This window comes from Pseudoxanthomonas sp., from assembly GCF_051953815.1.
In the GTDB taxonomy this organism is placed as follows: domain Bacteria; phylum Pseudomonadota; class Gammaproteobacteria; order Xanthomonadales; family Xanthomonadaceae; genus Pseudoxanthomonas_A.
This window is the reverse complement of the sequence record NZ_JBQCIJ010000046.1, coordinates 16,943-43,468: the sequence shown is the minus strand read 5'-3', so window position 1 is coordinate 43,468 and position 26,526 is coordinate 16,943. Positions and strand designations below refer to the sequence as shown.

Below are 26,526 nucleotides of genomic sequence, written 5' to 3'. Positions count from 1 at the left end.
ATAAATTGTCATAACAGCCGACGGCATGGATGGATTCACCCGCGTTTTCGTCCGCGAGCGCCAGCGCATCGTTCACCTGGTCCGCCGCATCGTCGGCTGTGACTGCACGGCCGAGGACATCGTGCAGGACACCTACCTGCGGCTGAAGGATCGCCAGTTGGGCGAAGCCGATCTGAGCCTGGTGTTCCGCACGGCGCAGAACCTGGCGCTGGATCACCTGCGCGCACGCCGCGTGCGCAGCGAGCACGCGCGGCAGAGCGCCCAAGAGGCGGACGCGGCCTGCACGCCGGAACAGACCGTCGACAGTCGCGCGAGGCTGGAAGGTCTCCTGCGCATCCTGCGCACGCTCCCGCCGCGGACGCAGCGGGTGTTCCTGATGCAACGCATCGACGGCTGCACCTATCCCCAGATCGGCAAGGCGCTGGGCGTATCGACCAGCACCGTCGAAAAAGAGATGATGCTGGCCATGCAGCGATGCCGCGACTTCCTGCACCAACGTGCCCAGGCGGAGTCAACGCCGCTGCCCGGCGAACGTTGCCCCTTGACCTGACCCGCACACAGGCCCCGCTCGCAGGCACCCATGTCGGCACCCCACGAGACCCCATCCCCGCAAGACCAGGCCATCGCCTGGTACGTGCGCCTGCATTCGGGCACGCCGATGGACGACGCCGAGCAGAACCGTTTCCTGGCCTGGCTGGAAACGCCCGCACACCAGATCGCCTGGGAAGAGACCCTGCAATTGTCGGATCAACTGGAACAGCCTGCGCGATGGCTGGCGGATGAATCCGGCCACGTCGCGTCTCGTTCCATGTCCTTTCGACGCAATCCCTGGTGGCTGGCCATTGCGGCCCTGCTGCTGTCGGGCGTGGGCCTGTATTACCTGTTTCGCTGAGCCTGCTTGCCAGGCGATTCCGCTGAGAACGACACGCCCACGCTTGTTGAGTGATTCCCGTTGCCGGCGCGTTGTACGTCCGCACCCCACCCGGGGCGAACGTCACGTCACTCCAGGAATCACATCATGTCTCCCACCCTCGTTCCCACCCTTCCCTTCCGCCATCCGCTGGCGCAAGCCATCGCCCTGGCCTGCGCCCTGCTGCCCGCGCTCGCCGGCGCGCAGGCGGCCTCCGGCGGTCCCACCACGCTGGACGCGGTCGAGGTCCATGGCGAAAAGGAAAACAAGCACTCCTATACCGTCCGCGAAACCGGCAGCGCGACCAAATTGAACCTGTCGCTGCGCGAAACGCCGCAATCGGTCACCGTCATCACCCGCCAGCGCCTGGACGACATGGGGCTCTTCAGCCTGTCGGGCGTGATGCAGCAGGTCACCGGCGTGTTCGTCCAGTACACCGACAGCGAGCGTGTCAGCTACAACTCGCGCGGCTACGCCATCAACAACATCCAGGTCGACGGCATGCTCAACACCGGCGGCTACGTGAAAGCCGACGGCGATTCGGCGGTCTACGAACGCATCGAGGTGGTGCGCGGCGCCACCGGCCTGACCACCGGCGCCGGCGATCCCTCCGGCACCATCAACCTGATACGCAAGCGCCCCACCTCCGAGTTCGCGATGACCACCGCGCTCACCGTGGGCCGCTGGAGCAATCATCGCTTCGAAACCGATATCAGCGGCCCGCTGGGCTGGGGCGGCCGCCTGCGTGGCCGTCTGGTCGCCGCCAAGCAGCAAAGCGACTCCTGGCGCGACTTCTACACCCTGGACAAGGATGTCCTGTACGGCGTCATCGAAGCCGACCTGAGCCCACGCACGCTGCTCACCGCCGGCTACGACTACCAATCGCCGGAAACCCGGGGCGCCACCTGGGGCACGGTGCCCTACTGGATGGCCGATGGGCGGCTGGCGCGGCTGCCACGCAACACCAATTTCTCGGCAAAGTGGAGTTCCTGGCCACGTGAGGACCGGCAGGCGTTCGCCCGCCTGGAGCAGGGCTTCGGCAATGGTTGGCTGGCGCGGTTGGCCTACACCCGCGCCGACAGCGACACCGATGGTTACATGTTCTACGGTGGCAACGGTTTCCCGCGCCCCGACGGTGGCGGCATCACCGTGTGGAACTCGCGCTTCCTCGGCAGCACCCGCAGTGATGCCTGGGAATTCAATGTCGGCGGCCCGTTCCGTTTGTTCGGGCGCGAGCACACACTGCTGGCCGGCTACAGCACACTGACCCAGCGCGAGTACACGCCCTACACCGAGAACGTGCTGCCACCCGGCTACGCCAGTTGGGACGAGTACCTGCGTATTCCCGATTGGCGCAGTTGGGATGGCAACGTGCCCCGGTTCGGCGTCGTGCGTTATGGACACGACGGCTATCGGTCGCGGGTCAAGCAGACCGCCGGCTTCGTCGCGGCGCGCCTGACCTTCACCGATGCGCTCAAGGCCGTCGTCGGCGCGCGTTCCAGCAACTGGGAAACCGCGAACGAGGAGCGCTACAACGCCGCCGGCACTCTGGAAGCGCGTGGCGGCTACCAGGTCGATGACGTGTTCACGCCCTACGCCGGCGTGCTGTACGACTTCAGCGACCGGCTCACGGCGTACGCCAGCTACACCAGCATCTTCAAGCCGCAGGAGTACCGCGACCGCGACAACCGCTACCTGGATCCGATCGAGGGCGGCAGCTACGAGTTGGGTCTGAAGGGCGAATTCTTCGATGGCGGACTCAACGCGAGCGCGGCGGTGTTCCGCAGCGAACAGGACAACCTCGCCGAAATCGATGATTCGGTCCCGCCGATCATCGTCAACGGCTCGCCCACCTATGCCTATAAGTCCACCGGCAAGGGCAACAAGGTGCAGGGCTGGGAACTGGAACTGCAGGGCCAGTTCAACGAGAACTGGAACATCGCCGGCGGCTTCACCCACGCAAAGGCGGAGAACGCGGCCGGCGTGCGCATCAACACCATGCAGCCGGTGGATCTGTTCCGTCTCAACACGTACTACCGCCTGCCCGGCCGCTGGAACCGCCTGAGCATCGGCGGTGGCGTCACCTGGCAGGGCAAGCTCACCGGTACCGGCAACCGCCCCACCGGCGCCTACAACCCGGCCACCGGCACCCCCTTGACCCAACGCGGCGCACCGTTGGAACAACCCGCGTTCCATCTGCTCAACCTGTCGGCCACCTATCGCTTCAGCGACAACATCAGCGCCAGCCTCAACATCAACAACCTGCTGGACAAGGACTATTACAGCCGGATGGGTTTCTACAACGGCGTGCATTGGGGCGAGCCGCGTAACGTCACGCTGAACCTGCGGATCCGGCTCTGATTTCCCGCATACGCCGCACCGGTCCCGACATCCATTGAGGGATGCCGGGGCCTGGATCGTTGTCAGTGGATGGACACCGGCGCCGCGCGCCGGCCGCCGCCAGGGAAGGCGGCACGCGGACAGGTGGCATCAGTGCCCGCCTGTCTCCCGCCCCGGCCTGGACTTGTTCGTGAACGCTCCCTTCCCTCCTTTTCCACCACGCATCGCCGACGTATTCCGGCATCCCCGCGCCGGCATCACCTCGCGCAGCATCGCGGCCATCGTCGGCGGCTATGCCCTGGCCGCCACCACTTCGTCCTTTCTCGCCCTGGCGCTGCCGATGGAGCGCGCGCAGGCCGTGCTGACCGGCATGCTGCTCGCGATCGTCGCATGCGCCTGCGCGGCATTGTGGGCCTTCGCCACACGTTCGGCGCTGCGCGCTTGGCTCGGCATCGCGTTGCCGGCGCTGGCCATGGGAGCGGCTACCGTCTGGCTCGGGCGTCCGGCATGAAGCAGGGATTCCGCCAATCCATGGCCTGGCTGCACACCTGGACCGGGCTGCTGGTGGGCTGGTTCCTGCTGCTGATCTTCATGGCCGGGACCGCCAGTTATTACCGCGAGGAAATCAGCCGCTGGATGCGCCCGGAAGTGCCCACGACCACCGCGCGCGGGGCGGTGGCGGCCGAACGCGCCGTGCAATACCTGCAACGACACGCCGCACACGCCGAAAGCTGGACCGTTACCCTGCCGGACGAACGCAACGGCGCCCTGCGGGTGTTCTGGCGCAATCCGGAATCGGCCTCGCCGCCGCAGGAAGGCACGCGTCGCGGACGTCGCGGTGGCCGCTTCGGCGACGCCACCGTCAATCCCGATACCGGCGAGGCCATCGCCGCGCGCGAAACCCGTGGCGGCGACTTCTTCTACCGCCTGCATTTCGATCTGCACTACCTTCCGGTCGTGTGGGCGCGCTATCTGGTCGGTTTCTGCGCGATGTTCATGCTGGTGGCGATCATCACCGGTGTGATCACCCACAAGAAGATCTTCAAGGACTTCTTCACCTTCCGGCCCGGCAAGGGCCAGCGTTCGTGGCTGGATTTCCACAACGTGAGCGCGGTGATGGCACTGCCCTACCACGCGATGATCACCTATACCGGCATCGTCACCCTGATGTTCATGTACCTGCCCTGGGGTGTGCAGGCGGCCTATCCGGATGACGAAGACGCATTCTTCAGCGCGGCGTTCGCCCAGTTCGGCGAACCACGCGAGGCCACCGGCCAGCCGGCGCGGGGAATCGCCATCGCGCAGTTGCTGGAGACCTCCCGCCTGCATTGGCGGGGAGGCGAGCCCGGCGGTTTCAGCGTGCAGCATCCCGGCGACGCCGGCGCGGTGGTGGATGTTTTCCAGCGGACCGCCAAGCGCCTGTCGATCGACACGCCGTCGCTGCGGTTCGATGGCGTCAGCGGCCATCTGCTTGATGCCAGCCCAGCGCCGGGCGGCGCCACCCGCACCCGTGGGGTGTTGTATGGCCTGCACCTGGCCCGCTTCGCCGATCCGCTGCTGCGCGCGCTGTTTTTCCTGTCCGGGCTGGCCGGCTGCCTGATGGTCGCCAGCGGCGTGATCCTGTGGGCGATCAAAGAGCGTCCCAAGCACCTGAAAGCGGGACGCATCGGCTTCGGCCTGCGCCTGGTGGATGCGCTCAACATCGGCACGGTCGCGGGCCTGCCGATCGCGTTCGCCGCCTATTTCTGGGGCAATCGCCTGCTGCCGCTGACCCTTGTCGAACGCGCCTCCGCCGAGGCGAACGTGTTCTTCATCGCCTGGGCGCTGGCGCTGCTGGCGGCGTTCGCCTGGCCCCGGCGCGCGATGTGGGCGTGGCAGCTCTATCTGGCCGCCTTGCTGTTCCTGCTCCTGCCCCTGCTCAACGCACTGACCACCTCGACGCATCTGGGGGTATCCATCGCGTGTCACGACTGGGTGCTCGCGGGCTTCGACCTGACCATGCTCGCTTTGGGCGCCGGACTGGCGTGTGCGGGTCGCCGCATGCAGCGCTGGCAGCCGCCGGTGAGCGCGGCGACGCGACGACGACAGGCCGCCGGCGCCCCGGACGCGGCAACGACGGAGGCCACCGCATGAGCCTGCCACTGTTCCTGTTGTTGACCACGCTGGCCTATTCCGGCTTCACCGCGTTGTGCTTGTCGATGGAAAAGCATCAGATGGATCTGCATGGCACCGCGCGTGCCGGCGCGGCGCGCATGCGCTGGTGGCGCGGGCTGGGTTGGATTCTGCTGATACTCGCGCTGCTCGTCGCCAGCCAGGCGGAAGGCTGGGCCCGGGGTCCGGTCATCTGGCTGGGCGCGATGACCGCCGCGGGACTGTCGCTCGCGCTCGGCGTGCTGCCTTATCGCCCCCGCTGGCTGACTGGCCTCGGCTGGACCCTGGCAGGCCTCACCACACTCGCGGCACTGCATGCGTGGTTGGCATGAGTCCCTGCCCTTGCCGTTCTTCCCGTTCCGGAGTCCATCGATGAGCCTGCACGCAATCGAGCGCGTCACCCATGTCCATCACTGGAACGACAACCTGTTCTCGTTCCGCACCACCCGCGATCCCGGCCTGCGCTTCGAGAGCGGGCATTTCGTGATGATTGGACTGGAGGTCGAGGGGCGTCCGCTGATGCGCGCCTACAGCATCGCCAGCCCGCACTGGGAAGAACATCTGGAATTCTTCAGCATCAAGGTCCAGGAAGGTCAGTTGACCTCGCGCCTCCAGCATCTGCGGGTGGGCGATCCGGTACTGGTCAGCCGCAAGCCCACCGGGACGCTGGTGCTGCATGACCTGCATCCCGGCAGGCACCTGTATCTGCTGGGCACCGGCACCGGGTTGGCGCCGTTCATGAGCATCATCCAGGACCCGGAAACCTACGAGCGCTACGAGAAAGTCATCGTCGCCCACGGGGTGCGTCATGTCAGCGACCTGGCCTATTCGGCTTTCATCGAGCGGGAACTGCCCGAACATCCGTTCCTAGGCGCGCAGATCCGGCGGAAACTGATCTACCACCCCACCGTGACCCGCGAGGACTTCCGCAACCAGGGCCGGCTCACCGACCGGATCGCCGACGGCCGGCTAGCCGCTTCCAGTGGACTGCCGCCGCCGCATCCGGAGCGCGACCGCTTCATGATCTGCGGCAGTCCGGCGATGCTGGCGGAAATCCGCGCGCTGCTGGATCAGCTGGGTTTCCAGTGTTCGCCGCGCACCGGCCATCCGGGCGATTACGTGTTCGAGCGTGCGTTCGTGGAGAAGTAGCTCCTCTCCGCGCCTCGGCCGACAGAAAAAGAAGGCCGGCTTTCGCCGGCCTTCCTGTCAGGTTAGGTCCGCCGCGCACGCTACTCCGTGTGCAAGGCGGTCAGGCTGGCCGCGGCCGCCGGCGCGTCGCCCTTGCCGCGTGCACGCCGGATCGCGCGCACCGTGCCGTTGCGCAGGTCATCGAGAAGGGCGTAGATGGTTGGCAGGAACAGCAGGCTGACCACCGTGGAGAACGCCAATCCACCGGCGATGGCGCGGGCCATCGGGAAATATGGCGGACCGTCACCGGCCAGCTGCGTGTTGCTGATGGCGATGGGCACCATCGCCAGGATCGCGGTACCCATGGTCATCATGATTGGACGCAACCGCTCGCGGCTGCCTTCCACCAGCGCGTCGGTCCGGGACATGCCACGCCGTCGCAGGTTGTTGATGTGCTCGATCATCACGATGCCATTGTTCACCACCACGCCCATCAGCACCAGGATGCCGATGAAGGCCATGATGTTGAACTCGGTCCCGGTCAGCCAGAACAGCCAGAACACGCCCAGCACCGAGAACAGCACGCCGCTCATGATCGCCGACGGGAACAGCATCGATTCGAACACCGCAGCCATCACCACGTAGATCATGATCAGGGCGATCAGCAGGTTGAACATCATCTGCTGCATGGCTTCCTGATCCTCCTGGAAACCGCCGCCGTCGAAGCTGTAGGTGTAGCCGGCCGGATACGCGAGCGGCTTGAGCGTGTCCTCCATCGCCTTGCGGGCTTCCGGCATCGACACCTTGTCCGCCAGGTTGGCCTGGATGGTCAGGGTGGTCTGCCGGTTGGAACGCTGGACTTCGTTGGCCGAAGGCTTGACGGCCACATCGACCATCGCCAGCAGCGGCACCGTCCGGCCGTCCGGCGCCCGCACCGTGAACGACTCCAGATCCTCGGACCCGTAGTGCTCGGCGCCGGAGAAGCGTACCCACACCGGTACCTCGTTCTCGCCACGGCGGAACTCGCGCAGCGGCGCGCCACGCAGGGCCAGTTCGACGAAGCGGCCCACTTCCTGGGCGCTGAAGCCGAATGCCAGCGCGCGCTCGCGATCCACCCGCACCGCCAGCTCGCTGTTGCGGTCACCGCTGTTCACGCGCACGTCGGTCAGTTCCTTGCGCTTGGCCAGGATCGGCACGACTTCGTTGGCAAGTTCGGTCAGGGTCTGGGTGGAGTCGCCCACCAGTTGCACCGATACGCTCTGCGCCTGCTGGCCGCCCCCGCCACCCGGACCGCCCTGGTCACCGATACCGATGTTGGCGCGCGCCGACTTCGGCAGATCCTTGCGGATGGCGTCAATCAGCCGCTTGCTCTCGGTGATGTCCTTGGTGTCGAGCTTGATGTTGGTGCCGCCCCAGCCCTGCTCACTGAAGAACGAATAGATCTGGGTGATCTTGAAGCGCTTGCGGTTGGCTTCCAGGTAGGCTTCGATCTTGCCGACTTCCTGCGACATCTGCTCCTTGGTGTAGGCGCCTTTCCACTGATAGAAGATCCGGGTTTCGCCGGCGTCCTCGCCACCGAACATGTTGGTCTTCATCTGGGTCATCGGCACCACGCTGGCCGCGATGATCAGCAGAATGCCCAGCACGCTCCAGCCGCGATGGGCCAGGGTCCAGCGCAGCAGGCCGGCATAGCGGCGCTGCATGCGCGGGATCAGGCCATCGGGCTTGCTCACCGCCGGCGGCGTTTTCAGGCGCGCCGAGATCATCGGGATCAGGCTCACCGCCACCAGCCAGGACGCCAGCAGCGACACCGAGATGGTGATGGCGATCTGGGACAGGAAGATGCTCAGCATGTTGCGCTCGCCGAACATCGTCGGCACGAACACGATGCAGTGGCAGAGCGTGCCCGCCGACAGCGCGATGGCGACATGGCGGGTGCCGATGATGGAAGCCAGCACCGGCTGTCCCGGCATCCGTTCGCGTTCCTGGTAGATGCTCTCCACCACCACCACCGCGTTGTCCACGAGCATGCCTACCGCCAGCAGCAGGCCCATCATGCTGAGGATGTTCAGGGTGACGCCGGCGAAGTACATGAAGCCCAGGGTCATCACGAAGCAGATCGGAATCGCCAGGGTCACCATCAGCGTCGACGGCCAGTGGCGCAGGAAGAAGAACAGCACCGCGATCGACAGCACCAGGCCGATGCCGCCGGCCTCGGCCAGGCTGAGCAGCGAGGAGGTGACGTTGTCGCCCTGGTTGTCCATCACCAGCACCTGCACGTCGTTCAACGCCGGGCTCTCGCGGATGGCTTCCACTTCCTTCAGCGCCGCGCTGGAGACTTCCACCAGGTTGGCATTGCGCTCCTTGAAGATGTCCAGGCCCACCGCCGCGCGCCCGTCCAGGCGGCGGCCATAGTCCATTCGCGCGGGCTTCAGCCGGACCTCGGCGATGTCGCCCAGTCGCAGGCCGCTGTTGTTCAGCACCAGCGAACGCAGTTGCTCAAGGTCGGCCAATTCACCCACGGGCTGCACGCGCAGGCGGCGGCCGCCGTCGGTGATCTGCCCCGCCGACACCGAGAAGTTCACCGCCTGCAGGCGCGTGGTCAGCTCGTTGAGGCTGAGGTTGTGCGCCGTCAGCCGATCCGGCTCGATCGCGATCTCCACTTCATTGGCCGGCGCGCCGGAGACCTCGACCCGGGCCACGCCGGGAATGCGTTCCAGCCGGCGCTTGAACTCCCGGTCGATCATGTCGTACGCGCCGGTCAGATCGGTGGCGCTGGCCAGGCGTACCCGCAGGACCGGTTCGTCGGTGGTCGAGAACTTGAAGACGAAGTAGCGCTGCAGATCATCCGGCAGGTCGTCGCGGATGGCGTCGATGCGCTCGCGCGCCTCCGAGGCGGCGATGGCCACGTCGCGGTTCCAGTCCGAGAACTGGATGAAGATGTTGGCTCCGTCCGAACGCGCGGAGCTGTCCATCCGCTTGATGCCGGTCATGGTCGAGAGGGTTTCCTCGACCGGTCGCAGCACCGTGCGCTCGACCTCTTCCGGGGTCGAGCCGGTATACGGCAGCTGCACCATGATGAACGGTGGCGACACGTCCGGGAATGCTTCCAGCGGCAACCGGATCGCCGCGATCATGCCGATCACGAACAACGACACGAAGAACATGACCGTCGTGACGGGCCGCTTGATGCTGAACTCGGCGACGCTCATGCATGCTCCGCGGCGGTCGGGCCACCTTCACCGTCGATGCCTTCGGCCGAGGCGCGGTTGCGGCGGCCGCGCTCCAGGTAGTAGTCATCGGCGCGGCGATCCAGCAGGTTGTAGACCACCGGAATCACCAGCAGGGTCAGCAGCGTCGACACCAGCAGGCCGCCGATCACTGTGATCGCCATCGGCGAACGCACCTCGGCGCCCGGACTGCCGAACAGCGGCGCCACGGCCAGCGGCAGGAAGCCGAACAGGGTGCACAGCGTGGTCATCACGATCGGCCGCAGGCGGGAACGCGCACCCTCGATCAATGCCTCGCGCTTGGCCACGCCGGCCTCGCGCAATTGATTGACCTTGTCGATCAGGATGATCGCGTTCTTCACCACCAGTCCGACCAGCAGGATCAAGCCGATGAACACCACCACCGACACCGGCGAGCGCGTCATCAGCAGCGCCAGCACCGCGCCGACCAGGGCCAGCGGGATGGTGAACAGGATGACGAACGGATGCAGCAGCGATTCGAACTGCGAGGCCATCACCAGGTACACCAGGAACACCGCCAGCGCGAACGCGAACAGCAGCGAGCGCACCGACTCGGCCAGTTCCTCGCCCTGGCCGCCGATGTGCATGCCGATGGCCGCACCCAGCGGCTCCTTAGCCACCATGTCGCGCACCTCGGCGACGGCACCGCCCAGATCGATGTCGCGCAGATTGGCCGACACGACGGCCACGCGGATCTGGTCGGTGCGGTGGATTTCGCTGGGGCCGGTGGTCGAGACCACGTCGGCGACCGCGTCCAGGGTCACCGGCCGGCTGCTGCCCGGGTTGACGATCAGGCGGCGGATGCTCTCCACGCTGGCGCGGTCGGTTTCCTGCGCGCGCACCAGCACGTCGATCTTGCGGTCGCGGAAGCTGTAGCGGGTCGCGACTTCGCCGCGCACCTTCTTCACCACGACGTCGGCGATCTGGCGGGTGGTCAGGCCCAGCGCGCCGGCGCGATCCTGATCGAAACGGATCTGGATTTCCGGGAACCCCTCTTCCACCGTCGACTTGACGTCGGCGTAGTGCGGGTTCTTGCGCAGCATCGCCGCCAGCTTGCGGCCGGCCTGCTCGATCGACGCCAGATCCTGTCCGCGCAGTTCCACTTCCAGCGGGGTGGAGAAACTGAACAGCTCGGGACGCGCGAAGTCCACCTGCACGCCGGCCTTCGAGGCCATGGTCGCGCGCAGGCGCTCGGTTTCCTCGGCCTCGATCTTCTCGCTGCCGCCACCGGCCATCACCACCGTCAGCTTGCCGATGTTCTCGCCGCTCTCGGTCGGGCTGGCGTCCAGGCGGGTGCCGCTGCCACTGACACCGTACAGCGACTGCACGCCGGCGTCCTTGGCGTGTTTTTCCTGCAGTTCGCGGACCAGCGCGTCGGTTTCCTTCAGCGGCGTGCCCGGCGGCAGCTTGACCGTCATCTCGAAGCGGTCCTGCGCCAGCTGCGGTATCAGATCCGCGCCCAGCATCGGCACCGCCAGCAGGGTCACGCCGAATGCCGCGGCGGCGAAGCCCAGCACCAGCCACGGCCGCGCCAGCGAGGCCGGCAACAGGCGCAGGTACGCCCGCTCGGCGCCGTTGTAAGGCTTCATCACCAGCGTGCTGAGCGTGCGCATGATCGGACCGATCACCGCCACCAGCCCGCGCCACGCCTTCACCACGAACCAGGCGATGGCGAAGAACACGCTGCGGAAGACCAGTCCCACCAGATGACCGATGAAGGCGAACGGCCGCTGCCAGCCTGACTTGGGCTGCCAGCGCGGATGCGGCGCTTCCTCCGGGAACGCCAGCGGCGGGCGGCCCTTGAGCGAGCTCAGCATCGGGATCAGGGTCATCGCCACCACCAGCGAGATCGCGATGGCGATCGCCACGGTCAGCGCCTGATCGCGGAACAGCTGTCCGGCGATGCCTTCCACGAACACCAGCGGCAGGAACACCGCCACGGTGGTCAGGGTCGAGGCCACCACCGCCATGCTCACCTCGCGGGTGCCGGCAATCGCGGCCTCCAGGATGCCCAGCCCGCGTTCGCGTGCCTTGGCGATGCTTTCCAGCACGACGATGGAGTCGTCCACCACCAGGCCGGTCGCCAGCGCCAGGCCACCCAGCGACATCACGTTGAGGCTCAGCCCCAGCTGGCCCATGAAGAAGAAGGTGGTGATGATCGACACCGGCAACGACAGGCTGATGACGAACGTGCTCCAGCCATCGCGCAGGAACATGAAGATGATCAGGATCGCCAGGATGCCGCCGATGACCGCATCCTTCTTGACGTCGGCAATGGCTTGCTCGATGAACAGCGACTGGTCCTCGATGGTGGTCAGCTCGACATCCGGCGGAATCTGGCTCTTCAGTTCCTCCAGCTTCTTCTTGACCGCGTCGGCCGTGGACACGGTGTTGGCGTCGCCTTCCTTGTAGATCGCCAGTTCCACCGCTTCCTTGCCGGCCAGGCGGATGATCGCCTCGCGTTCCTTGTAGCCCTGGCGGACCTCCGCGACGTCCTTCAGGCGCACCGCCATGCCGCCGGCGATGGTGCTGGTATCGCCGGAAGACGCGCTCTGCACCGAAGCCGCCGCGGCCATCGCCGCCGCCGAACCGGTGGACGCGGCGATCGCCGCCATCTGCGCGGCCGCCGACTGCGCCGCGCTGTTGCCACCGTTGGTCTGCGCGGTGATCAGCATCTCGCGGATTTCATTGACCGTGGCGAACTGGTTGACCGTCCGCACCAGGTAACGCTGCGAGCCTTCTTCCAGGCGGCCGCCGGAGATGTTGATGTTCTCCTGCTGCAGGCGCTGGATGACGTTGTCGATCGGCAGGTTGAGCTGCGCCAGCTTCTGCTGATCGATGTCGACCTGGATCTCGTCTTCCAGGCCGCCGCCGACCTTGACCGCGGCCACGCCCTCGACGGGCTCCAGTTTCTTTTTCAGATCGTCGTCGGCATAGCGGCGCAGCTCGGTGAGCAGGCGCACCGCGTCGGCGTCGTTGGCCGGCGCGTTCTTGTTGGACAGCGCCAGGCGGACGATCGGCTCGGTCGACGGATTGAAGCGCAGCAGCACCGGAGCCTTGGCCTCCAGCGGCAGCTGCAGCACTTCCATCTTGTCGCGGACTTCCAGGCTGGCCTGGTCCATGTCCGTGCCCCAGGCGAATTCCAGCACCACGTCGCTCTGGCCGGTACGCGAGACCGACTTGAGCTTGCGCAGGTTCTTGACCACGCCCAGCGCTTCCTCGACCGGCTCGGAAATCAGGGTCTCGATTTCCGAAGGCGCCGCGCCGGTGTACTCGGTGCGCACGGTCAGGGTCGGATAACTCAGATCCGGCAGCAGGTTGACCTTCAGGCTGCCCAGGGCGATGACGCCGAACAGCAGCATGGTGACCGTGATCATCGCGATGGTCACCCGGCGGCGGGTGGAGAACTCCACCAGGCCGCCGCCCAGCCGTCCCTGCGGCTGGGAATCGTGGGGATCCGGGTGGCCGCTCATTGCTTGCTACCGGCCTTGGGCGGGTCCTTCGCCGCGACCGTCTTGGGCACCGGATCGCCAATCACCTGCACGCTGCTGCCGTCGCGCAGGGCGACCTTGCCGGCGGTGACCACGCGATCACCCGCCTTCAGCCCTTCGCGGATTTCCAGCCATTCGCCATCGGCGTAACCCACCTTCACCGGCACCCGCGCGGCCTTGCCGTCACGGACCACGAACACCGCCGGGTCGCCGTCGTCCAGCAGCGCGATGCGCGGCACCACCAGCGCGTCGGCGCGCTGGTCGTAATCGATGCGGATGCGGCTGAACATGCCCGGCTGCAGGGTCTTGTCGGCGAACGCGCAGACCACCCGGAAGGTGCCGCTGCCGGCATCCACCACGCTGGCCACGCGATCGACCACGCCTTCGAAGGTCTTGCCCGGCAGCGCGTCGGCCTGCAGCAGGACCGGCAGGCCGGCCTTGAGGGTCGCCAGCTCACGCTCGGGCACGTTGAGCGTGGCTTCGAGCCGCGAGTTGTCGACGATGCGGAAGATCGGCGTGTTGATCTGGACGAAGTTGCCGGTCTTGATCGAGCGCGAAGCAATCATGCCGGAGATCGGCGCCACCACCGTGGTGTAGGAGAGCTCCAGCTTGGTCAGGTTGTACTGCGCGCGCGCGTTCTCCAGATCGAACTTGATCTGGTCGACGTCGTTGGCGCTGATCATCTGCTGATCGACCAGTTGGCGGGCGCGGTGATAGTTGTTCTCCAGCTTGCGCATCTGCGCCTCGGCCTGGGCCACCGCCAGGCGCGCGCGATCCGGATCCAGCCGCACCAGCGCCTGCCCGGCGCTGACCTGCTGGCCTTCCTCGACCATCACCGCCAGCGCCACGCCGGAGGTCTTGGCGACCACCTGCGACTCGGCGCGCGGCTCCAGGGTGGTGGTGCCGGTATAGCTGGCGGCCACCGCGCGGCGGCTGGCCGCCACCGCCTCCACCGGCACCGCATCGGCGGCCTTGGCCTGCTCCCCGTTCTTGGCCTGGGCTTCGGGCGCGGGGCCACCGCCCTTGCAGGCGGACAGGGCCAGCACGCCGCAAAGGAGGGGCAGCATGGCCAGACGCAGGGGGGAGCGGCCGGATTGGGGGTGGGCTCGGGACATGTGGGTGGACCGTGGTGGTGTTGTTTAGGTGTTGTATCAAGGTATATCACCCGTTCAGCCCGATTCATGCGCCGAAGGTCATGGTGACCAGCGTCCGTAATGGCGGCTGTCGGGGCGATGCGCCGCGGTCGAAGTCGGATGAATCACGTGCCGGAAGCCTGCGGCGGGAGCACGACACGGGGATGACCGTTCGGCGGATGGCGGCATTCGTGACGTTAACGTTATACTCCGCGCAGCCAAGCGCTGCGGTTGGACGCGGCGCGCGCAAATGAGAGTCCCGGATTAACGACATGATGCGACCGCTTCCGCTCGCCGCTTGCCTTGCCTTGGCCGCCGCCCTGCCGATGGCTGCCCTGACCGCCCAGACCCCCACCAGTGAAACGGCGCCCGCGCCCGCTCCCACGGCGGCGGCTCCGGCGGCCACTCCCGCCGCTCAGGCGGCCGCGCCGATGACCGGCAACGCCGACAAGGGCCGCACCCTGACCTACACCTGCCAGGGCTGCCACGGCATCACCGGCTACAAGAACGCCTACCCGAACTACCACGTGCCGCGCATCGGCGGCCAGTCGGCGGAATACCTAGTCAATGCGCTGACCGAGTACAAGAAGGGCGCCCGCAAGCACCCGACCATGCAGGCGCAGTCCGAGAGCTTCTCGGATCAGGACATCGCCGACATCGCCGCCTTCCTTTCCACCGTCAAGTAACCGTCATGCCCAACGCCAAGCACGCCCAGCGTCTAGCCATCGCCCTGCTCGCTGCCCTCGCCCTGGTGGCATGTTCCAAGGTGGAAACCAACGAGACCGCCGCCGCCGATCCCGGCCACGCCAGTGGCGAACACGGCTCCAGTTCCTCCGCCGGTCTGCCGGCCGGCCGCATCGCCGCCGGCGAACAGCTGGCCAATGCCAAGGGCAAGGCCACCGGACAGAGCTGCATCGACTGCCATGGCGCCGAAGGCAATGCCCCGATCGACGGCACTTACCCGAAGCTGGGTGGCCAGTACGCCGACTACATAGCACATGCCCTGCAGGCCTATCGCGCCGGCGACCGCCAGCACGCCCTGATGTCGCCCCAGGCCGCCGGCCTGAGCGATCAGGACATCTCGGACCTGGCCGCGTACTTCGGTTCGCGCGAGTCCAAGCTGCGCGATCTGCACGGCGTGCACTGAAGCCGCCTGCCACACGCATCCTCGTCGAAACGGAGCCGCAAGGCTCCGTTTCTTTTTTTGCCGCCAGAACAGAGGCCGGCTAGTCTTTACCGGGATCAAGCGCGGCTCCGTCCTTGGCCTGGCCCCGAGCCGCCACGCACCGCGAAAGATGCCCTCAGGAATCCGTCGGAATGGGCGTGCGCTTGGTCGGAATCTCCGGCGGCGGGCGCGCCGAAGCCGGTTGCTCGTTGAGGTTGGGGTCGAACAGGCCGCAGCCCCCTCCCAATTGCAGCACCGACACCACGCAACGGATCTTCTTGCTGGTGCCGGGAATCGGAATCACCGCCTCGCGGATGTTGCGCCGGACCCATTCGGCGAGCAGGGACTCGTTCGGTACCCAGTACTTGTCGAAACTGGTGGGCTCGTAGTCGTAGGGCGCTCGTTGCAGCCAGGTTCCGGAGCTGTCGATCTTCTCGCGTGTCCATTGATCGTTGCCGCCGCCGGGCGCGCCGCGATCAGCGGTGGCCGGACCGCTGTCGCCGGCACCTGTGGGCACGCGCACGCTGCCGTCGGCGTTGAACAGTCCCGGCTTCTGCCCCGCATTCGCCCCGCTGTCACCGGCCACATTGCGCCGCGACGCCCCCCAATCATCGCCGCGTTGCGGCGTCGCCCAGCCACCGCTGCGATCCGCCTGCGCGGGACCGGAACGCGTCGCGCCCGGCTGTACGCCGGACGTGGACGCGGGCGTCGCCGCCTGCGATCCGGCGCCGCTGTCGCGGGAAACGCTCGGCGCCGGCGTGCTCGCGGACGCCGCGGATCCCGTCGTGGCGGCGGTGCTGCGCGCGGCAATCTCGCGCTCGCGCACACCCGGCGCGGGACGCTGCAGATCGCGGACCGGCGCCACCCGGGTCGGGACCTGCGCCGTGCGTACCTGCGGCAAGGGCGCCGCGACTTCACGTTCCTGGACCTGCGGCACCGGCCGGGTCAACTGCGGAGCCGCGATGCCACGCTGGGTATCCACGCGCGGCACCGTGGGTGTTTCCACCACGGTGACCTCGCGCTGCGGCACGCTCATCTCGCGCGGCGTGATGGTGGGCGCGGTGACCGGATCGCGACGCAGGTTCGGTGCCGGCAGCACGTAGGCGCGAGGCGGCTCCGGTGTCTCGGTCACCTGCACCGGTTGCGGCGGCTGGGGCGCCGGTTCGCTGACTTCACGCTCGCGGACCTGCGGCGTCTCGGTCGCCAGGGTTGGCGAAGGCGGCACGATCTCGGGCATCCGCCGGGGCGTGGGCGCCGTGCTGGCCTCCTGCGATGCGGCTTCCCCTCCCGATGCTGCGGCGGCCGGCGAAGACGTGGCCTGTGGCGCGCCGCCACCGGTTTCCTCCGGTGTGCCGCGCCCCACGAATTCCACCTGCACGCGGCTGCTGTCGCCAGCCTCGGCCGGTTGCGGCGGCAAGCGCACCACCGCCACCCAGACCAGCAGCAACAGGAACAGCAGGTGCATCAGCAGACTGGTGAAGCCCGCCAGCCAGCGGATACCGCGCTCCTCGCGCGGAGGCGGATCCCAATCCTGGTAGAACAGCGAGCGCAGTCCGCGCCAGAAGCCCAACGCCGGCGCGATCGCGCCAGGCGGACGTGGCGGGCGCGCCACCAGATCCGACACGATGGCTTCCGACTTGTCGCGACTTATCATGCCCAGGCGTTCGGGCAACGCGCGCAGCCACAGGCCCCAGCCGTACGGCAGGCCCGTATGGCGCTCGAGCATCGGGGCCGCCTTGCGCGGCAACAGCGCCTGGATGATGAGTTCGGCGGCTCTCGTCACCGGCGCGGGGCTGCGTCAGGCCGCGTTGCCGCGGGGAATATAGGGAGCCGCCCCGGTCTCGTGATCGGTGGCATCACGCACCGCGGTCACGCCGGGCACGCGTCCGGTGAGGGTCTTCTCGATGCCCTGCTTCAGGGTCACGTCGGCCATGCCGCAGCCGTGGCAGCCGCCGCCGAAACGCAGGTACACCACGCCCTCGCCGGTGACCTCTTCCACCGCCACCTTGCCCTTGTGCTGGGCCAGCTGCGGATTGATCTCGTTCTCCACCACCCAGCGCACCCGCTCGACCAGCGAGGCCGAATCGGTCGGCGCCTCGCCCTTGATCTTGGGCGCCTTGATGGTGAGTTGGGTGCTGGCGCCCTGGTAGACGTAGTCGATCTCGGCGCCATCCAGCCAGGCCACGCTGGCCGCGTCCACGTACAGGGTGAATCCGTCGCAATCCACCGCCCATTCGTCGCCGGCCAGATCGCGCGGTTCGGCGAACTCGAGCCGCGCGTCCGCGCGCGGAGTGCCGGCATGCACCGCACTCAAGCGAACGCCGAGCCCGGGCAGCGCCTCGCGCTCGATCAGTTTGCGGAAATGGGTCTGTGCGCTGTCGGAAATCTGGATCATGCGGGGTATTCTAGCGTTCCGGCCGGGGCTTGCCCGTCCGGACCATCGTAACGTGTGCCGGCGTTCAGCGGACCGGCTTTCCGGAGGACCCATGACCGACTTGATCCCCCTCGCCCAGGCCCATTGCGTGCCCCTGCGTGGAGGCGAACACAAGCTGGGCCAGGCCCGCATCGCCGAACTGATGCCGGAGCTGCCCGGCTGGGAACTGGTCGAGGACGGCCATGCGCTGTGCAAGACCTTCGCGTTCGCCAATTACTACGAAACCATGGCGTTCGTGAACGCCCTGGCGTACCTCGCCCATCGCGAGGATCACCATCCCGATTTGGGCGTACATTACAACCGCGCGGTGGTCCGCTATTCGACCCATGACGTCGGCGGACTCAGCGAGAACGACTTCATCTGCGCGGCCAAGGCCGAAGCGCTGGCAACCGGAGGACCGTGATGAAACCCCTTTCCCTGTTGGCGACTTCCGCCCTGCTGACGGCCACGCTGGCGGCCTGCGGCGGATCCGGCGCGCCCGCCGCGCAGGTGCCGCCACCGACCGAACTGGCCGCGGTGGACACGCCGCCGCCGCAATACCCGATCGAACTGGCCTGCGCCGGTGTCGGCGGTGTGTCCACGCTGAAGGTCGTCGTCGGCGTCGAAGGCGTTCCCACCGAAGTGGGCGTGTTCAAGAGCAGCGGTCAACCCGCGCTGGACGAGGCGGCCCAGAAAGCCGTGCACGGTTGGCACTTCAAGGCCGCTACGCGCAACGGCCAACCGGTCGCGCAGACCATCCAGGTGCCGGTGACGTTCACTCCGCCGCAGGAACGCCCGAATCAGTGTTTCGCACTGGATTCGCAACGCCAGGGATGACGACGGGTTGCTGAAGCTGCTGCTCGCGTGGTCGCTGGCGCAAGCCCAGCCCGCCGATGTTCCCTTGCCTCCTCCGCCGGAAGCGCCGGCGGCGGTGATCTACCAGCCGGTCCGGGTCGATGCGCGTGTCGCCAGCGCGGAGTCGGTTCCCGGAGACGCCCGCGCCGCAGACATGCTGATGTCGCTCGTCGACCCACAGACGCTGCGGGTCGCGTTGACCATCCGGCATGGAGAGCGGGAGAGCGTGAACACGGCGGGCATCCGTGCCTGGCGCGCCGGTGACGACCTGCAGATCGTCGTGCCGCTGGTCTCGACCGCAGCCACGCCGTTCGAACCGCGTTGCTGCCCCGCCTATTCCTACGCCGAAATCGAACTCACCCTGCCCGGTGGCCTGCCCCGGCAGGTCACGGTGCGCAGCGAGCGCCCGCAGATGCAGGTCATCGCCGAACAATCCCTCGTGCCGCAGCGCTGAGGCACGGCTCAGCCCAGCCGGTCCAGCACTTCCGCCAGTTCCGGTGCCAGCGGCGCGTTGAGCAGATAAGGTGTCCTGCCGCCGTCCAATGCGAACTCCAGCGAAGCGGCATGCAGGAACAGCCGCTTCAGCCCGACCTGATCGCGCAGACGCTTGTTGACCGCGGGCTCCCCGTACTTGTCGTCGCCCGCCACCGGGTGGCCCAGGTGTTGCGCGTGGACGCGGATCTGATGGGTGCGACCGGTCTCGATGACCACCTCGCAATAGGAATGGCCGCCGCGGCGTTCCAGCACCCGGAAATGACTGAGCGACGCCTTGCCGGCGGGATTGACCTGGACATGGCGTTCGCCGCCCTGGCGCAGGCCGACGTGCAGGGGCGCGTCCACGCTCATCACCCCGTCGGGCATCCGTCCGACCAGCAGGGTCAGGTAGCGCTTCTCGATGCCGCGGCCTTCGTCGCTGTCGTTCTCGCGCATCAGCGCCTGCAGTTCGGAGAGCGCCGAGCGCTTCTTGGCCATGATGAGCAGACCGGAGGTGTCGCGGTCCAGCCGATGCACCAGTTCCAGGGTCTGCCCGGGGCGCAGCGCCCGCATCGTTTCGATGGCGCCATGGCTGATGCCGCTGCCACCGTGGCTGGCCACGCCGGAAGGCTTGTTGATGACCAGCAGGCGCGCGTCCTCGAACACGATCGCCGCTTCCATCCGCTGCAGGAAGCCTGTCGGCGGCGGCATCTTGTCTCCCGTTTCCGTGAGACTGACGGGGGGAATCCGGACTTCATCCCCCGCTTCCAGCTTCCGTTCTGCCTTGGCCCGGCCACCGTTGACCCGGACCTGCCCGCTCCGGACCAGCTTGTAGACCAGGCTCCGCGGAGCCCCTTTCAGCTGGCCCAGCAGGAAATTGTCCAGCCGCTGCCCGCTCCGATCTTCCGGGACCCTGACCAGGCGGACGGCGGCTTTGGTCCCGGAGGGAGGCGATGAGGCGGGGGGCGGAGCGGTCATGGTCACTATTATTCTGTTACACTCGGCGGGCGAGATAAGGGTTTGATTTCGCAGGGAGTTGTCGGCTTGGAAGCAAGCCGTGGGCCAGAAGCCCGGCTCCTCGCGATTCCGGCAGGTGCGCGGCCACCGCCCCAGGGGCGGCCATGTTAGCGGCTTGCCGGCGAGCCCGGATACCGCCGGACGCGTGACGGCGCCCGTTGCTGAACATGTCCCGCGCGGCGCCACCACTGGTTGGGAAGCTGCCGCCGGCCCGTAACACATAGTAAAAAGCGCTCCCGCGGCGTGCCGTGGTGTCGTAGCGCTGGAAACCCAACCTGCCCCGCTGCGCCTGCGCGAGGGGCGGAGCACCGTTCCAGAGGCGAAACGCCACGGCGTTCCGCGCGGTAGTAGCGCGCGAGGAACGCAAACAATGAAACGCATGTTGATCAATGCGACGCAGGCTGAAGAACTGCGCGTCGCCATCGTGGACGGCCAGACCCTTTACGACATCGATATCGAACAGCCGTCGAAAGAGCAGAAGAAGTCCAACATCTACAAGGGCCGCATCACCCGGCTCGAACCCTCCCTCGAAGCCGCCTTCGTCGACTACGGCGCGGACCGCCATGGCTTCCTGCCGCTGAAGGAAATCTCCCGCGATTACTTCCAGGCGGGCGTCGACCACAACAAGGCCGGCCTGCGCGAACTGCTGCGCGAAGGCCAGGAAGTCGTCGTCCAGGTGGACAAGGACGAGCGCGGCAACAAGGGCGCCGCCCTGACCACGTTCATCTCCCTGGCCGGCCGCTACATGGTGCTGATGCCCAACTCGCCCACCGCCGGTGGCGTGTCCCGCCGCATCGAGGGGGACGACCGTGCCGAGCTGAAGAAGGCGATGGACTCGCTGGCCATCCCCGACGACATGGGCGTGATCATCCGCACCGCCGGCGTCGGTCGCGACGCCGAGGAACTGCAATGGGACCTCGACTATCTGCTGCAGGTCTGGAAGGCCATTGCCGAGGCCGCTCTGACCAAGCCGGCGCCGTTCCTGATCTACCAGGAGTCGCGCCTGATCGTGCGCGCCCTGCGCGACTACCTGCGTGCCGACATCGGCGAAATCCTGGTCGACACCGAGGAGCTGTACGAGACCGCGCATGAGTTCATGCAGCAGGTCATGCCGCAGAGCCTGCGCAAGCTCAAGCACTACAAGGACGACATCCCGCTGTTCAACCGCTTCCAGATCGAGTCCCAGATCGAAGGCGCGTATGAACGCAATGTCCGCCTGCCGTCCGGCGGCTCCATCGTGGTCGATCAGACCGAGGCGCTGACCGCCATCGACGTCAACTCGGCCCGCGCCACCAAGGGCGGCGACATCGAGGAGACCGCGTTCCACACCAATCTGGAGGCGGCCGAGGAAGTGGCCCGCCAGCTGCGCCTGCGCGATCTGGGCGGCCTGGTGGTCATCGACTTCATCGACATGTCCAGCAACAAGCACCAGCGCGAGGTGGAGAACCGCCTGCAGAACGCGCTGAAGTACGACCGCGCCCGCGTGCAGCTGGGCCGCATCTCGCGCTTCGGCCTGATGGAGATGAGCCGCCAGCGCCTGCGCCCGTCGCTGGGTGAGTCCAGCCAGATCGTCTGCCCGCGCTGCGACGGCCATGGCCGCATGCGCAGCGTGGAATCGCTGTCGCTGTCCATCATCCGCGTCGCCGAGGAGCACGCGATGAAGGAGAACACCGGGCAGGTCCTGGTGCAGGCGCCGGTGGAAATCGCCAACTTCCTGCTCAACGAGAAGCGTGGCGCGCTGCGCGAGATCGAGACCCGCCACGACGCGCCGATCATCATCGTCGCCGACGAGGCCCTGCACACCCCGCACTACGAAGTCACCCGCATCCGCGAGAACGAGCTGGGCGAGGAGAGCACCAAGCCGAGCTACCAGCGCGGCACTCCGCGCAAGCTGCCGGTGCACGCGCTGACCAAGGCGCAGCTGAACATCCCGGCCGCACCCGCCGTCACCCACGTCAAGCATTCTCAACCGGCTCCGATCCGCGAGGAACGCGAAGCGCCGGCGCCCGTCGCCGCCGCTCCCGCCCCGGCCCCCGCGCCTGTCGCGGCGCCCGCCTCCGGCGGCCTGTTCGGTTGGCTGAAGCGCCTGGTGGGCGCCGAAAGCGCACCGGCGCCCGCGCCGCAGCCGCGTCAGCAGGACAACAATCGCTCGTCGCGCAACGATCGTAATGACCGCAACGCGCGTCGCGACAACCGCCAGCAGCAGAACCAGGGCGGCCGTGGCGGCAACGGGCAGCAGCGCCGCGACGAAGGCGGCCGTGGCAAGGGCCAGCAGAACGCCGGCGGCCAGAATCCGCAGAACGCGCAGCAGAAGCCGCGCGGCGAACAGTCGCAGAAGCAGGGTCAGCCCCAGCAGCAGAAGCAGAAGCAACCACAGCAACCGCAGAAGCAGCAGGGCCAGCAGCAGACCCAGAAGCCGCGCGGAGAACAGGCACCGCCCGCGCAGAAGCCGCAGGCACCACAAGCCCCGCAGGCGGCTCCGAAACAGGAAGCGGTCGTGCCGGCCAACGTGGCCGTCGCGCCCGCCGAAGTCGATGCGAGCAAGATCGCCCCCGTTGCTGCGGTCGCCGCCGTCGAGGCGCGTCCCGTGCAGCCCCAGACGGTTCCCGTGACCACCGAGGCCGAAGCCGAAGCATCGGCACAGGCGAGCGCGCCGGTCGATGGCGAAGCGATGGCTGGCGATGCCGCGACCGGTGACGGTTCCGGCCGCCGCCGCCGCGGACGTCGTGGTGGCCGTCGTCGTCGTCGTGGCAACGGCGAAGGCGCCGCGCTGACCGACGATCAGGCCGGCGACGATACCTTCGATGGCGGTACCGACGAGCAGGATGTCGTGGCACATCGTTCGCAGCCCGAGTTCGATTTCGACGATGAGGAATCGGCCCCCGCCGCCCCTGCCCCGGCTCGCCCCGCGGACAGCCAGCGTCCGGTCGCCGCCGCTCCGGCCGCACCGGTCGTGGAGCCGCCGGCTCCGGTGGTTGCACCCGTGCAGGAGAAGCCCGCTCCCGTGGCAGCCGTGAGCGACACCCTGCCCGCGGAAGTGGTCGCCGAAGCCAAGGCCGAAGTGGCCGCGGTGGCGGACAACGCCGAAGCCCGCGCCGCCATTGTCGAAACCGTCAAGGCGGAAACCGGAACCGGCAGCGGGATCGTCCAGGCGGTCCAGCAGGAAATCGTGGAAACCACCGTCTCCGCCCTGCCCGCGCAGGACGCGCCGACGGTGCCGATGACGGATGCGGTGGAAGCCCTCGCCAACGCGCAGGAACCGGAACCGACGGCCAGCGAAAGCGTGGAAAGCGCCCCGGTGGTCAAGTCGGCCGCGCCTTCCGCGCCGGCCCGCGGCACCACCGGCTCGCTGTTCTTCGCCCTGGACGCGGACACGCCGCCTTCGGTGACGCGCGGCCTGTTCGAGCCCGTCGCCACGCCGAAGCCGACGACACCGGAGGCTTCCACCGGGCTGGCGCACAACGACGACGACACGCCGGTCGATCCGGATCATCCGGAAAGCGAACGCAGCGCCTGATTCCGGGCCAATGCGTCAAAAAAGGAAACCGGCTGGTGACAGCCGGTTTTTCTTTTGGGTCGATGACAGTCGCGTTGGCGGCGCGCGGACAACCGGCCGGAACGGCTACAGCGCGCGCGCGGGATCCAGCAGGCCGTACTGCGCCGCCAGCCGTGCCAACGCGATGTTGTCGCTGACGCCCGCCTTCTCGAACAGGCGCGTCTTGTGGGTGTTGACGGTCTTGGCGCTCAGGCTCAGACGCTTGGCGATCTCTTCCTGGCGCATGCCCTGGATCAGCAGCATGGCGACCTCCAGCTCACGCGGCGACAGCGCATCAAAGGGAGAACCATCGCCGGACACATTGAGCAGGGCCAGATTCTGGGCCACGCTGCTGCCCAGATAGCGCTTGCCGCGCGCCACGTCGCGCACCGCGCGGATCAGTTCCTGGGCGTCGCCGCCCTTGCCGAGATAACCGGATGCGCCGGCTTCCAGCAGCCGCTTGGGCAACGGGCCGTCTTCCAGCACCGACACGATGATCACCCGGCTGTCCTGGTCCGCGCGCACGATGCGCTCGGTCACCTCCAGGCCGCTGTAGCCGGGCAGATGCAGATCGCACAGCACCACATCCGGCTTGAGCTTGCGGATCTGCGGCAGGGCCTCTTCGCCGCTTTCGGCTTCCCCCACCACTTCCAGGTCGGTTTCCTGCGCGAGGATCATCCGCATGCCGGTACGCACCAGCGCGTGATCGTCGATCAGGAACACTCGAATCGTCATTGCCACATCCCCTTCCGAGCCTTGGCTCGATACCGAGCCTATTCCCGGAACGCGGCCGTCGCAACTCACATTCTAGCCGCTCGTCCGCATGCGACCGATCTCCCACAGGTCATGGTTGGAGCGACTGCGGGCTCGTGCATACTCGGCATCCAACCTGTTTGGGGGAATCTTGAATGACATCGAAAACACCTCTGCGCCCGCTCTGGGCCGGCCTGTTGCTGCTGCTCGCCCTGCCGACCCTTGCCGCCGATGGCGGCGGTGGTGCCGCCACCTGGAAGGAACAGGTCGCGCGCATCAGCGAAGGCGCCGATACCGGCGCGCGCGGGCTTGCCATCACCCGTCGCCTGGATGCGCTGAACGTCCCGTGGCGCGAGGAAGCCTTCGAGCAGAAAGAAAAGCAGGGCCGCAACCTGCTTGCGGATCTGGGAGGAAAGGAAGGTGCTCCGCTGCTGCTGATCGGCGCCCACTATGACCGCGTCGCCGTCGGCCATGGCGCGACCGACAACGCTTCCGGCTCCGCCGCGGTGCTGGAACTGGCCGCGCGCCTCAAGGCGCGTCCGCTGACGAATCACCGGGTGCAGATCGCATTCTGGGATCTGGAAGAAGCCGGCCTGCTGGGTTCGCATGCGTACGTGACCACGCCGGACCGCGAAAAACCCGCGCTGTATGTCAATTTCGATGTGTTCGGCTGGGGCGATACCCTGTGGATGATGTCGCCGCAGGCGGACACGCCGCTGATCGGCGCGCTGCGCAAGGCCAGCGAGACCCGCAAGATTGGATTCCAGCCCGGCGAGCACTATCCGCCGACCGATCATCTCGCCTTCCTCAAGGAGGAATGGCCCGCCGTGTCCTTCTCGCTGGTGGGCGGCACGGAGATTGATCCGATCCTGGCTGTGTTCGCCGGGAAGACGCCCGCGACGCCGCCGAAGGTGATGCAGGTGATCCACAGTCCCCGCGATACGATCGCCGAACTCGACGATGGGCGCGTGGGCGACGCGCTGGATGTCATCGAACAGGGATTGCGCGACTGGGACGCGGCCGCGCACTGACGCGGACACGCGCCGGGGCGATGTGCGAGAACCGCCCCGGCTTTCCGGACGGCGACGGTGTCGGGCTCGCGACTGACCGCCGGGCACCTGCATCGGCAGGCGTTGGGCTCTCTCGTGGTTTCCGGGTCATCAGCCGGTCCGGAAAGCGGGCCGGGATGGTCGGCGCCTGCCACTGCGCAGGTTTATACGCAGCCCGGCGCGAAGGACACGTGTAGAGAACGTTGCCCCAGGCGCATCACCCGTGCACGCCACCACTCATAGCGATGAGCCCGCGGCGCATTGCGTCGTGCGCCAAGGCGCAGGCATCTCTTTTCTTTGCACGGAGATGACATTCCTGTCGCTAGCCTGTGGGGAACCGATGCCGCCTCGCCGCACCATGATGACGCTCGACCTTCCCCACTCGCCCGGTCATGACGGCAGCTTCTTGCTGTCGATCAACGAATCCGCCCCCCTGCATTTTCCGTCCCGGATCTCGGCGCTCGCCTACGCCAGCAAACTCGCCTGGCAACGCGAGCAACTGGGCCTGGACTACGCCATCAATGTGGAAGGCGGCGACGGAAAGTGGCGACTGTTCCGGGGTGTCCGCAGACTGCGGGCCTGACCCGCCTCCGTGGACATCGGATTTTTCCTACATCAGTTCGGGCTATGCACCGACTGACACTCCCGCCTGGCCCCGGCATTCTGGCTCCGTTCCCGGAAGCACGCCCTGCGACGGTCAGGATGACCGCTCTGCAAAGGAGAACGGGCGCCGCCTTGAGCAAGCGGAAGCGGCCCGGGAACCTCCCCCTTCAAGGTCCGGCCTGGATGGTGCCGGACCTTTCTTTTTTTGGGTTTCCGTCTGCGGCCGCCAGGTTGCGAAGATGTCCGAAAACGGTGAGT

22 protein-coding genes are annotated in these 26,526 nt (G+C 67.3%); 15 read left to right on the top strand and 7 right to left on the bottom strand.

What is annotated here, in order from left to right; all coding sequences use genetic code 11:
- Positions 1-25: 25 nt before the first annotated feature.
- From ACTHN1_RS14100 to ACTHN1_RS14070, 7 genes are all read left to right on the top strand, one after another.
- A complete protein-coding gene (locus ACTHN1_RS14100) occupies positions 26-550 on the top strand; it encodes an RNA polymerase sigma factor (RefSeq protein WP_440471567.1) in 525 nt (174 codons plus the stop codon).
- Between the two features lie 30 nt (positions 551-580).
- Positions 581-892, top strand: coding sequence for a DUF4880 domain-containing protein (locus ACTHN1_RS14095; protein ID WP_440471566.1), 312 nt, complete (start codon positions 581-583; stop codon positions 890-892).
- A 126-nt stretch (positions 893-1,018) separates the two neighbouring features.
- Positions 1,019-3,271, top strand: a complete 2,253-nt coding sequence (locus ACTHN1_RS14090; RefSeq protein ID WP_440471565.1) for a TonB-dependent siderophore receptor — start codon at positions 1,019-1,021, stop codon at positions 3,269-3,271.
- A 169-nt stretch (positions 3,272-3,440) separates the two neighbouring features.
- Positions 3,441-3,761: a DUF3649 domain-containing protein gene (locus ACTHN1_RS14085; RefSeq protein ID WP_440471564.1), complete on the top strand. Its 321-nt coding sequence runs from the start codon at positions 3,441-3,443 to the stop codon at positions 3,759-3,761.
- On the top strand, positions 3,758-5,383 hold the full coding sequence (locus ACTHN1_RS14080; protein ID WP_440471563.1) for a PepSY-associated TM helix domain-containing protein: 1,626 nt from the start codon (positions 3,758-3,760) through the stop codon (positions 5,381-5,383). Before ACTHN1_RS14085 ends, ACTHN1_RS14080 begins: the two co-directional genes overlap by 4 nt.
- Positions 5,380-5,733 (top strand): DUF3325 domain-containing protein, encoded by a 354-nt coding sequence (locus tag ACTHN1_RS14075; RefSeq protein WP_440471562.1) that lies wholly within the window; start codon positions 5,380-5,382, stop codon positions 5,731-5,733. The genes ACTHN1_RS14080 and ACTHN1_RS14075 overlap by 4 nt, the downstream gene beginning before the upstream one ends.
- A gap of 40 nt (positions 5,734-5,773) precedes the next feature.
- Positions 5,774-6,550: a ferredoxin--NADP reductase gene (locus ACTHN1_RS14070; protein WP_440471561.1), complete on the top strand. Its 777-nt coding sequence runs from the start codon at positions 5,774-5,776 to the stop codon at positions 6,548-6,550.
- An 80-nt stretch (positions 6,551-6,630) separates the two neighbouring features.
- Here ACTHN1_RS14070 and ACTHN1_RS14065 read toward each other — a convergent pair whose 3' ends face one another.
- The 3 genes from ACTHN1_RS14065 to ACTHN1_RS14055 are packed head-to-tail and all read right to left on the bottom strand — an operon-like array spanning position 6,631 to position 14,386.
- Entirely contained in the window at positions 6,631-9,741 is a 3,111-nt protein-coding gene (locus tag ACTHN1_RS14065; RefSeq protein WP_440471560.1) for an efflux RND transporter permease subunit, read from the bottom strand.
- On the bottom strand, positions 9,738-13,253 hold the full coding sequence (locus tag ACTHN1_RS14060; RefSeq protein ID WP_440471559.1) for an efflux RND transporter permease subunit: 3,516 nt from the start codon (positions 13,251-13,253) through the stop codon (positions 9,738-9,740). The genes ACTHN1_RS14065 and ACTHN1_RS14060 overlap by 4 nt, the downstream gene beginning before the upstream one ends.
- On the bottom strand, positions 13,250-14,386 hold the full coding sequence (locus ACTHN1_RS14055) for an efflux RND transporter periplasmic adaptor subunit (RefSeq protein WP_440471558.1): 1,137 nt from the start codon (positions 14,384-14,386) through the stop codon (positions 13,250-13,252). The genes ACTHN1_RS14060 and ACTHN1_RS14055 overlap by 4 nt, the downstream gene beginning before the upstream one ends.
- A gap of 293 nt (positions 14,387-14,679) precedes the next feature.
- On the opposite strand from ACTHN1_RS14055, the gene ACTHN1_RS14050 reads away from it, so the two are divergent.
- Positions 14,680-15,090 carry a c-type cytochrome gene (locus ACTHN1_RS14050; protein WP_440471746.1) on the top strand — a complete coding sequence of 137 codons (411 nt, stop codon included), beginning with the start codon at positions 14,680-14,682 and terminating at the stop codon, positions 15,088-15,090.
- A gap of 5 nt (positions 15,091-15,095) precedes the next feature.
- A complete protein-coding gene (locus tag ACTHN1_RS14045; protein WP_440471557.1) occupies positions 15,096-15,551 on the top strand; it encodes a c-type cytochrome in 456 nt (151 codons plus the stop codon).
- 154 nt (positions 15,552-15,705) lie between these two features.
- On the opposite strand, the gene ACTHN1_RS14040 is transcribed toward ACTHN1_RS14045, so the two are convergent.
- Positions 15,706-17,352: a hypothetical protein gene (locus tag ACTHN1_RS14040; RefSeq protein ID WP_440471556.1), complete on the bottom strand. Its 1,647-nt coding sequence runs from the start codon at positions 17,350-17,352 to the stop codon at positions 15,706-15,708.
- A gap of 15 nt (positions 17,353-17,367) precedes the next feature.
- Positions 17,368-17,964: an NfuA family Fe-S biogenesis protein gene (locus tag ACTHN1_RS14035; RefSeq protein WP_440471555.1), complete on the bottom strand. Its 597-nt coding sequence runs from the start codon at positions 17,962-17,964 to the stop codon at positions 17,368-17,370.
- 91 nt (positions 17,965-18,055) lie between these two features.
- Between ACTHN1_RS14035 and ACTHN1_RS14030 the strand changes: the two genes are divergently transcribed.
- The 3 genes from ACTHN1_RS14030 to ACTHN1_RS14020 are packed head-to-tail and all read left to right on the top strand — an operon-like array spanning position 18,056 to position 19,291.
- Positions 18,056-18,406: a 4a-hydroxytetrahydrobiopterin dehydratase gene (locus tag ACTHN1_RS14030; RefSeq protein ID WP_440471554.1), complete on the top strand. Its 351-nt coding sequence runs from the start codon at positions 18,056-18,058 to the stop codon at positions 18,404-18,406.
- Positions 18,406-18,819: an energy transducer TonB gene (locus tag ACTHN1_RS14025; protein WP_440471553.1), complete on the top strand. Its 414-nt coding sequence runs from the start codon at positions 18,406-18,408 to the stop codon at positions 18,817-18,819. The genes ACTHN1_RS14030 and ACTHN1_RS14025 overlap by 1 nt, the downstream gene beginning before the upstream one ends.
- A 7-nt stretch (positions 18,820-18,826) precedes the next feature.
- Positions 18,827-19,291: a hypothetical protein gene (locus ACTHN1_RS14020; protein WP_440471552.1), complete on the top strand. Its 465-nt coding sequence runs from the start codon at positions 18,827-18,829 to the stop codon at positions 19,289-19,291.
- A gap of 8 nt (positions 19,292-19,299) precedes the next feature.
- Here ACTHN1_RS14020 and ACTHN1_RS14015 read toward each other — a convergent pair whose 3' ends face one another.
- Positions 19,300-20,289 carry an RluA family pseudouridine synthase gene (locus tag ACTHN1_RS14015; protein ID WP_440471551.1) on the bottom strand — a complete coding sequence of 330 codons (990 nt, stop codon included), beginning with the start codon at positions 20,287-20,289 and terminating at the stop codon, positions 19,300-19,302.
- A 418-nt stretch (positions 20,290-20,707) separates the two neighbouring features.
- Here ACTHN1_RS14015 and rne point away from each other — a divergent pair, with 418 nt between their 5' ends.
- Positions 20,708-23,845 (top strand): ribonuclease E, encoded by a 3,138-nt coding sequence (gene rne / locus ACTHN1_RS14010; RefSeq protein WP_440471745.1) that lies wholly within the window; start codon positions 20,708-20,710, stop codon positions 23,843-23,845.
- Between the two features lie 105 nt (positions 23,846-23,950).
- On the opposite strand, the gene ACTHN1_RS14005 is transcribed toward rne, so the two are convergent.
- A complete protein-coding gene (locus ACTHN1_RS14005) occupies positions 23,951-24,598 on the bottom strand; it encodes a response regulator (RefSeq protein ID WP_440471550.1) in 648 nt (215 codons plus the stop codon).
- 173 nt (positions 24,599-24,771) lie between these two features.
- Between ACTHN1_RS14005 and ACTHN1_RS14000 the strand changes: the two genes are divergently transcribed.
- Positions 24,772-25,647 carry a M28 family metallopeptidase gene (locus ACTHN1_RS14000; protein ID WP_440471549.1) on the top strand — a complete coding sequence of 292 codons (876 nt, stop codon included), beginning with the start codon at positions 24,772-24,774 and terminating at the stop codon, positions 25,645-25,647.
- A 241-nt stretch (positions 25,648-25,888) separates the two neighbouring features.
- Positions 25,889-26,248 carry a hypothetical protein gene (locus tag ACTHN1_RS13995; RefSeq protein WP_440471548.1) on the top strand — a complete coding sequence of 120 codons (360 nt, stop codon included), beginning with the start codon at positions 25,889-25,891 and terminating at the stop codon, positions 26,246-26,248.
- Positions 26,249-26,526: the final 278 nt, after the last annotated feature.

Bases quoted from the DNA above. Each gene is read 5' to 3' on its own strand.
- ACTHN1_RS14025 (WP_440471553.1), top strand. From the start codon at position 18,406: ATGAAACCCCTTTCCCTGTTGGCGACTTCCGCCCTGCTGACGGCCACG.
- ACTHN1_RS14035 (WP_440471555.1), bottom strand. From the start codon at position 17,964: ATGATCCAGATTTCCGACAGCGCACAGACCCATTTCCGCAAACTGATC.
- ACTHN1_RS14080 (WP_440471563.1), top strand. From the start codon at position 3,758: ATGAAGCAGGGATTCCGCCAATCCATGGCCTGGCTGCACACCTGGACC.
- ACTHN1_RS14045 (WP_440471557.1), top strand. From the start codon at position 15,096: ATGCCCAACGCCAAGCACGCCCAGCGTCTAGCCATCGCCCTGCTCGCT.
- ACTHN1_RS14055 (WP_440471558.1), bottom strand. From the start codon at position 14,386: ATGTCCCGAGCCCACCCCCAATCCGGCCGCTCCCCCCTGCGTCTGGCC.
- ACTHN1_RS14090 (WP_440471565.1), top strand. From the start codon at position 1,019: ATGTCTCCCACCCTCGTTCCCACCCTTCCCTTCCGCCATCCGCTGGCG.
- ACTHN1_RS14070 (WP_440471561.1), top strand. From the start codon at position 5,774: ATGAGCCTGCACGCAATCGAGCGCGTCACCCATGTCCATCACTGGAAC.
- ACTHN1_RS14050 (WP_440471746.1), top strand. From the start codon at position 14,680: ATGCGACCGCTTCCGCTCGCCGCTTGCCTTGCCTTGGCCGCCGCCCTG.
- ACTHN1_RS14000 (WP_440471549.1), top strand. From the start codon at position 24,772: ATGACATCGAAAACACCTCTGCGCCCGCTCTGGGCCGGCCTGTTGCTG.
- rne (WP_440471745.1), top strand. From the start codon at position 20,708: ATGTTGATCAATGCGACGCAGGCTGAAGAACTGCGCGTCGCCATCGTG.
- ACTHN1_RS14065 (WP_440471560.1), bottom strand. From the start codon at position 9,741: ATGAGCGTCGCCGAGTTCAGCATCAAGCGGCCCGTCACGACGGTCATG.
- ACTHN1_RS14015 (WP_440471551.1), bottom strand. From the start codon at position 20,289: ATGACCGCTCCGCCCCCCGCCTCATCGCCTCCCTCCGGGACCAAAGCC.
- ACTHN1_RS14100 (WP_440471567.1), top strand. From the start codon at position 26: ATGGATGGATTCACCCGCGTTTTCGTCCGCGAGCGCCAGCGCATCGTT.
- ACTHN1_RS14005 (WP_440471550.1), bottom strand. From the start codon at position 24,598: ATGACGATTCGAGTGTTCCTGATCGACGATCACGCGCTGGTGCGTACC.
- ACTHN1_RS14075 (WP_440471562.1), top strand. From the start codon at position 5,380: ATGAGCCTGCCACTGTTCCTGTTGTTGACCACGCTGGCCTATTCCGGC.
- ACTHN1_RS14030 (WP_440471554.1), top strand. From the start codon at position 18,056: ATGACCGACTTGATCCCCCTCGCCCAGGCCCATTGCGTGCCCCTGCGT.
- ACTHN1_RS14060 (WP_440471559.1), bottom strand. From the start codon at position 13,253: ATGAGCGGCCACCCGGATCCCCACGATTCCCAGCCGCAGGGACGGCTG.
- ACTHN1_RS14095 (WP_440471566.1), top strand. From the start codon at position 581: ATGTCGGCACCCCACGAGACCCCATCCCCGCAAGACCAGGCCATCGCC.